A 6623-nucleotide genomic window follows, 5' to 3' on the forward strand; every position below is an offset into this window, starting at 1 on the left:
CCAGCGCGCCGTACCGCCCGGGGAAGTCCGCAAGCACCTGGACGTCCCCGACACCGCCACCGGGCGGTACGGCGCGCTGGAGCCAGCCCCGGACGGATCGGGCGAGCTCCCGCTGTTCGTGCGTGATGGCGATGCCCATGCGCGGCAGACTAGAACACGTTCCATTCTGACGGAAGGTCAGATGCGGGTGGGAAATCCCCCTCCGCGTGAGCGACGACGCCCGCCGGGAGGGCCCGCACCGGCCCGCGCGACCCCGCCGAACCGGCCGCACCGCGCGGCCCTCTCCCCCACCTCCGCACACGCCCTGTGGCAGCATCGTCGCGGAGAAGAGACCGTACGCAGGGGGGAACATGGGCGCGAGCTGGACGGCACTGCTGATCGCCGTGGTCGGCGTGGCGGGAACTCTGGGAGCAGCGCTCCTGACGCAGAGCCGCGCGGACCGCACCAAACGCATGGAGCTCCAGGCCGCCGCCGAGCAGCGGCGCGAGGAACGCGGTCATGCCGAGGAGCTGCTCCGGGCGGAGCAAGCCCGGCAGGGACAGCGCGAGAGCCTGGAGCGCCGGCGCACCTGCTACATCACGCTGAACACCGCCGCGCGCCAGTACCTGACGGAGATGACCAACCATCTCCACGCGCTGGGACGCGGTGAGGGCGTCGCCGCCTCCCTGGAGAACCTGGAGGCGGCCAGGCTGGCCTACCGGGACAGCTACGCGGAGTCCCAGATGATCGTCCCGAACGTGGTGTCGCGCTCCTCCAGCGCCGCCAAGAAGCGCTTGAACGAGGCCTACGGGAAGCTCCGGAAGTACACGGCGGACCCCGCGACGTACGCGGAGGAGCTGGCGACGATGGAAGCGGACCTCCACCAGGAGGTCTGGCCCTACGTGGGGGCGCTGAAGAAGACCATGCGCGAGGATCTGGGCGTCGAGGACTGAGCGGGCCGGGACGGCGGACCGGCAGGAGGGGCGGAGCGATGGGGGTCCGGACGAGAACCGTGGTCCGCGTGTGTCTCGCGTCGGCGCTGAGCGGCGTGATCGCGCTGACCGTGGCGGGCTGCTCGCCGGAGCTGCGGACTCTGGCGGCGGTGTACGTGGACGAACAGGGCACCGCGCACGCGCTGCTGAGATCGTGCGACGACGGCCGGGTACGCGGCCCCGGGCTGCGGGGCACGGCCGCCCGCGCGACGGAGGCGGGCGCGGAGGCAACCGAGGAAGAGCCCGCGGAGCAGGGCACGGCATCGGAGGGGACCAGGAGGGAGGAGCCCTGGATCGGCTGGGACACCCGTGGGGTGCGAGCGGCCGCGGACTTCCCGCTGTTCGCCCCGCCCGCGGAGTGGGCGGCCGAGGTCCGGGGTCCACAGACCCTGCGGCCGGGCTACTCGTACGAGCTGGACTTCGCGGATCCCGACGACTCCTACGCCTACCGGGCCTCGGTGACGTTCGACGCCGGGCAACTCGCGGCCCTGCCCGTCGGAGAGGTGCTGACCGATCGCGGCGCGATGACGAGAGAAGCGTTCGAGGACGTCGCGCGCGAGGCGTGCTGACCGCTCTCACCCGTCGGGCGGTGGCCGTGACGGCGGCTACCCGCCGAAAGGCCCGATCGCCGTCGACCGGGACGGCGTTACGGCCCCGATCCACATGCGGGCGAGGCCGTCCACGTCGTCCTCCGTCGTCATGACCGGGCTCCAAGCGCAGGACTCCGACTCCGGAACGGCGTTGTCAGTGGTGCCTGCCACGCTGTCGGTACAGCGGAACGACCGAGCACGGAGAGAGCGGGTACGCCATGGGCACCTGGGACATCGGCCCCTTCGACAACGACACCGCCGCCGACTTCTCGTACCGGGTGGACGAGGCACCGGCGGAGAAGAAGGCCGAGGTGCTGCGTACGGCCTTCCGAGAGGTGATCGAGACCGGCGACGACTACCTGGACGCGGACCTGGCGGACGAGGCGATCGCCTCGGCGGCCCTCCTCGCCGCCCAGTGCCCCGGCGGTGACCCGATCACCACCTCGTACGCCCCGAAGGACCCCCTGCCGCCCCTCCCGGCCGACCTGCGCCCGCAGGCCGTGACGGCCCTGGACCGGATCCTCACCGAGCCCTCCGAACTCCTCGAACTCTGGGAGGAGTCGGACGGTGAGCAGTGGAAGGCGGTGGTCCGGAAGCTGCGCGCCGTGCTCGCCGAGACGGCGGCGGGGGCGGACACGGAGGCGGGGTCTTGACGCCCCGACCCGCGGTCGCCTCCGACCCCCGGGCCCCCGGCGGCTGCCCACTCGTCGTCTCGATCCCGGGCGTCACGGCCGGCCACCCTTCACGGACACCGCGCTTCCGTGGGTGTGCGGATCCGGCTTCCCCACCTCGAACCCGGCCGAGGCGAGGATCCCCGACAGGGCCTCCTGCATGAACGCGTGGACGTCCCTGTTGTGGCGCACGACCTGCGGCGGATCCGCGTAGTCGATTCCCTTCGCGAAGAGTTCCATCGCCGCCGTCCGCAGCTCATCGCCCGTCTCCCAGTCCACGTACACCCCGCCGCCATCGGCCAGGGGATCCACATGGACGACCGCGCCGGGGGTGCCCGACGAGCCTCCGTCGAGGTCACCCCTGCGGACGGGAAGCCCGGCCCCGGCGAGCGCCCGGCAGACCTCGTCGGCCACGTGGTTCCGCCGGGCGACGACGTCCGGCGCGGCCTTGGGCGGCAGGTCGAACTCGATGTCCTTCACGCGCTTCTCGCTCCTCGTTCCTCGGTCCGGCGGTGATCGGCGCGATGCCGCAGGGCGAGCACGACGCTCGTCACGGTCGCGGTGACTGCGGTGACCGCGAAGACGAGGAGACCGGGGTTGACCCACCACGGGACGACCTCGATCCCGTGGCACACCAGGCTCACGGGCAGCGCGCTGCTGGAGTCCGGGTGGGCCTTGATCCCCACACCGAACCAGCACGCGTCCTCCGGGAAGAGGAACGGCAGGTACGACAGCCCGTACACGTGCACCGCGCCACCCGCGAGGTAGGCGAGCCCGGCGACCCGGGCGGCCTTCCTGGCGGGCGAGCGACGGAGCCGGGGCAGCCGGGGCTGGGGCAGCTCATCGCCCCGCCGGGCCCGGACCAGCCCGACGTACGTGATCCCCGCCCAGGCCGGCAGGCCGATGGCGAGGATCATCGTCCCCATGAGGGTCGCCATGATCAGCGCCCGCCGATACGCCCCTCGGCGGCGGCCGCGACGAAGGCCGTGAAGGCGGCGGGGGTGGCGAGGAAGGCGGGGCCTTCGGGGTTCTTGGAGTCACGGACGGCGATGTGGGCGGCGAGGTCGGCGATCTCGATGCAGTCGCCGCCGTTGGGGCCGCTGTACGAGGACTTACGCCACGCGGCGGCGCCGAGGGGGGCGCACTCGATGCAGTTGCCCCCGGTGTCGCCGCTGAACGAGGACTTACGCCAACGCGCGCCCGTCAGGTTCTGGTCGGTCCCCATACTGTTCCTCCATGACACGGGCGATCAGTGTGGCCGAACCCTCGACCGAGAGTGCAGCGGCCTGCAGGTGATCGTAACGGAGCGAGCCCTCCCTGAATGCGGCTGGATTAGCGGTCATATGCCCCTGCACGAAGTCCTCCGTGTAGACGACATCGGGGTCGCCGTCGAAGCGCAGGAGGTTGAACTCGCCCATGATCCCGGCATGCGCGCCGGCCGTGAACGGCATGATCTGGATCTTCACCCACTCGTGCTCCTGCATGCGCAACAGATGGGCGAGTTGGGCCTTCATCACCGCCTTGCCTCCGATCTCCTGACGGAGCACCGCCTCCGTCAGCACGACCCACATCAGAGGGGGAGTCTCCCCACTCAGGATCCGCTGTCGCTCCATTCGGGCGGCGACCCTGCCGTCGAGGTCTCCATCCGTCCTGACGCCAAGAACGGCACGGGCATACGCCTCCGTCTGGAGCAGCCCAACGACCAGTTGGGGCTGGAACGAGGAGATGTACGTCGCTCTCGCCTCCATCTCCGCGTACGGCTGGAACCACGTCGGCAACTGGCTCTTCAGCACCAGCCCCACCAGCCGCGAGAACAGCCCACCCGTCATCAACGCCGCGTCGAGTTGTTCCGAGAACCGTCTCGTCGGGACCTTCTTCGCCGTCTCGATCTGCCCCACGAGCGAGCCCGTGCAGTACAAGATCTTGCCGAGCTGCGGCTGGCTGAGCCCCGCCTCCTCTCTCAGCCGGCGAAGTTCCGCTCCGTAGTAGTCCAGCGGCGAGGCGCTGGGATCGAGGCTGCGGATGTTGACCAAGGCGTGGTCACCCCCAAGCTCACACGGTGAGGCGTTGTGTTCAGGCCGTAGCCGAGCGTAACGAAACCCGTCCAGCCTGGTGGCATGAATCAGGCAACAGACCTCTACCCTGCGGCACTTGCGACGAGCTACCGCATGCGGTTCACCGTCGGTGAGCACTCCGCCGGTCACATGCGCCGCATCCTCCGCATGTTCCTCACGCGCTGGGAGCTCGACCGGACGGCCGAATCCGCCACCCTCGCGCTGACCGAGCTCGTCGCCAACGTCGTCCGGCACGTGCCCGGCCGCCGGTGCTCGGTCCTGATCCTGCGCGAGCCGTACGGGCTCCGGGTCGAGGTCGCCGACGACGTCCCCGGGGCCGTACACGCGAAGGCCGCTGATCCGCTGGACGCCGGCGGGCGGGGGCTCGTGCTCGTGGAGGCCGTGACGGACCGGTGGGGGGTAGACGAGCGGGCCGGCGGGAAGACGGTGTGGTTCGAGTGCGACGCGTAGGGCACGATGGGCGCCGTCACCCGCGTACCCGCCAGTAGGAGTCACCATGTCCGAGCCCGCGCCCGAGATCCTCGCCGCCTTCGAGGCCGCCAAGGGCTTCATGCCCGTCGGTGAGGGGCTCGCCCTGTACGCGGCGGCCACCGAGGCCGCGAAGCTCGGGCTGCCGCTCCTTGAGGTCGGCACGTACTGCGGGCGCTCCACCATCCTGCTGGCCGACGTGGCGCGGCAGGCGGGGACGGTCGCGGTGACCGTGGACCACCACCGGGGCAGCGAGGAGCAGCAGCCGGGGTGGGAGTACCACGACGAGACCGTGGTGGACCCGGAGGTCGGGCTCATGGACACCCTGCCGACGTTCCGGCGGACGCTGCGCAAGGCGGGTCTCGAAGAGCACGTCATCGCCGTGGTCGGGCGGTCGCCGCAGGTCGCGAAGGTGTGGGGCGGACAGCTCGGGTTCGTGTTCGTCGACGGCGGGCACACCGACGAGCACGCCACCAACGACTACGAGGGCTGGGCCCCGAAGGTCGCTCCCGGGGGCCTGCTGGTCATCCACGACGTCTTCCCGAACCCGGAGGACGGCGGCCAGGCTCCGTACCGGATCTACCTCCGCGCGCTGGAGTCGGGCGACTTCGAGGAGGTCTCGGTCACGGACTCGCTGCGGGTGCTCCGCCGCCGGAGCTGAGCCGGGGGCGCAGGGGCGGGCCGGCGGCCCGCATCCCGCGGCCCACGGCCGTGGACGCACCGGCGGCCGCCCCCTCGGAAGGGGACGGCCGCCGGGACGTTGCTCGCCGAGGGGTCGGAACCCGAGGTCAGAACCCCGAGGTCACGTACAGGCAGTTGGTGTAGCTGTAGCCCGGTTCGATCTTCGCCTTGCTCGACTTGGTGTCGCCGGCCGTGGACGTGCCCGTGGAAGCCCGCTTCTGGAGGAAGTGGTAGTCACCGGCGGGCAGCAGCAGGGTCGTCTTCGGGTACTTCGAGGACGGCCCGGTGCAGGCCTTGATCTTCTTGCCCTGCGAGAGGATCGGGCCGGGGTACTTGGTGCAGGTCCCGCACGCCTTCAGGGTGACCTTGCCGGTCATCGGACCGGTGTAGAGCAGCTCGACCTCGCCCGGGCCGTCGTTGCTCACCACCATCACCATCCGCGAACCGCCGGGCACGTCGCCCGAGGGCAGCTTGCCGCCCGCCGCGGGCTCCTCCTCGGCGATCTCGGCGGCGATGGCGACGGCGCGCGCCTGCGCGGCCTGCGGGCTGCTCGGGTAGTCCTTCGCGTACGCCGTCATCGTGTCGAGCGCGGCCTTGAAGTCCTTGTCCTTGAACTGGTCCGTCCCGCAGGCGAAGTCGCCCTTCTGGACCGCCGCGTCGGCCTGGTCCGCGGCGCCCTCCAGCGACGGGTCCGTCATGCCGTCGAGGGAGGCGCCGATCACGTGCAGCTCTTTGGTGGTGTCGCAGGGGGTGCCGCCCCCGGCGAGGGCGTCCGTCCGGGTCTTGATCGACGCCTCGAAGGCCGGTGCGACCTTGGGCGCGTACGTCGACTTCGGGAAGGTCTTGAGGAGTTCGTTGAAGCTCTCCCTGGGGTCCGGCTCGTAGGTCGCGTTGCCGATGCCGGCGGCCCCGCATTCGTAGAGGGAGTGGGCCAGCGGCTCGTCGGTCTTGGCCGGCCGGGTGCCCAGGAGGTCCTTGTCGACGGTGGCCGGGAGCCCCCGCAGGTAGGTGAGGCGCGGGACCGCGTCGCAGTACACCTTGTCGGCGTACGGCCTGGAGATCGTCGCGAAGTAGGTGTCGAGGCGCTCGGCGAGTACGAGGAGCTCGGCAGGGAACACGCCGGATCACGGGCCGGGAAGCTCGTCCCCGAGCGCCTCGACACCTACT

General features: G+C 71.1%; 10 protein-coding genes. 5 read left to right on the forward strand and 5 right to left on the reverse strand.

Going from position 1 to position 6623, the window contains the following annotated elements; translation table 11 throughout:
- The first annotated feature begins 350 nt into the window (after positions 1-350).
- The 3 genes from AOK00_RS14165 (at position 351) to AOK00_RS14175 (ending at position 2214) form a co-directional block, all read left to right on the forward strand.
- Positions 351-932: a hypothetical protein gene (locus tag AOK00_RS14165; protein ID WP_055600670.1), complete on the forward strand. Its 582-nt coding sequence runs from the start codon at positions 351-353 to the stop codon at positions 930-932.
- A 68-nt stretch (positions 933-1000) separates the two neighbouring features.
- Complete coding sequence (locus AOK00_RS14170; RefSeq protein ID WP_159041759.1) at positions 1001-1540, forward strand: hypothetical protein; 540 nt, start codon at positions 1001-1003, stop codon at positions 1538-1540.
- A 239-nt stretch (positions 1541-1779) separates the two neighbouring features.
- Complete coding sequence (locus AOK00_RS14175; protein WP_055600672.1) at positions 1780-2214, forward strand: DUF4259 domain-containing protein; 435 nt, start codon at positions 1780-1782, stop codon at positions 2212-2214.
- A 72-nt stretch (positions 2215-2286) separates the two neighbouring features.
- Here AOK00_RS14175 and AOK00_RS14180 read toward each other — a convergent pair whose 3' ends face one another.
- From AOK00_RS14180 to AOK00_RS14195, 4 genes are read right to left on the reverse strand one after another with little or no spacing between them, the layout of a single operon-like run.
- Positions 2287-2712: a hypothetical protein gene (locus AOK00_RS14180; RefSeq protein WP_055600673.1), complete on the reverse strand. Its 426-nt coding sequence runs from the start codon at positions 2710-2712 to the stop codon at positions 2287-2289.
- Entirely contained in the window at positions 2709-3170 is a 462-nt protein-coding gene (locus AOK00_RS14185; protein ID WP_055600674.1) for a hypothetical protein, read from the reverse strand. The genes AOK00_RS14180 and AOK00_RS14185 overlap by 4 nt, the downstream gene beginning before the upstream one ends.
- A 2-nt stretch (positions 3171-3172) precedes the next feature.
- Positions 3173-3457 carry a DUF397 domain-containing protein gene (locus tag AOK00_RS14190; RefSeq protein ID WP_055600675.1) on the reverse strand — a complete coding sequence of 95 codons (285 nt, stop codon included), beginning with the start codon at positions 3455-3457 and terminating at the stop codon, positions 3173-3175.
- On the reverse strand, positions 3417-4265 hold the full coding sequence (locus tag AOK00_RS14195) for a helix-turn-helix domain-containing protein (protein WP_055600676.1): 849 nt from the start codon (positions 4263-4265) through the stop codon (positions 3417-3419). The genes AOK00_RS14190 and AOK00_RS14195 overlap by 41 nt, the downstream gene beginning before the upstream one ends.
- Before the next feature lie 84 nt (positions 4266-4349).
- Here AOK00_RS14195 and AOK00_RS14200 point away from each other — a divergent pair, with 84 nt between their 5' ends.
- Together AOK00_RS14200 and AOK00_RS14205 are read left to right on the forward strand one after the other, a co-directional pair.
- Entirely contained in the window at positions 4350-4757 is a 408-nt protein-coding gene (locus AOK00_RS14200) for an ATP-binding protein (protein WP_055600677.1), read from the forward strand.
- 46 nt (positions 4758-4803) lie between these two features.
- Complete coding sequence (locus tag AOK00_RS14205) at positions 4804-5436, forward strand: class I SAM-dependent methyltransferase (RefSeq protein WP_055600678.1); 633 nt, start codon at positions 4804-4806, stop codon at positions 5434-5436.
- 127 nt (positions 5437-5563) lie between these two features.
- On the opposite strand, the gene AOK00_RS14210 is transcribed toward AOK00_RS14205, so the two are convergent.
- Entirely contained in the window at positions 5564-6574 is a 1011-nt protein-coding gene (locus tag AOK00_RS14210; RefSeq protein WP_254047365.1) for a hypothetical protein, read from the reverse strand.
- Between the last annotated feature and the right edge of the window lie 49 nt (positions 6575-6623).

This window comes from Streptomyces aureus (genome assembly GCF_001418135.1).
Taxonomy (GTDB): domain Bacteria; phylum Actinomycetota; class Actinomycetes; order Streptomycetales; family Streptomycetaceae; genus Streptomyces; species Streptomyces aureus_A.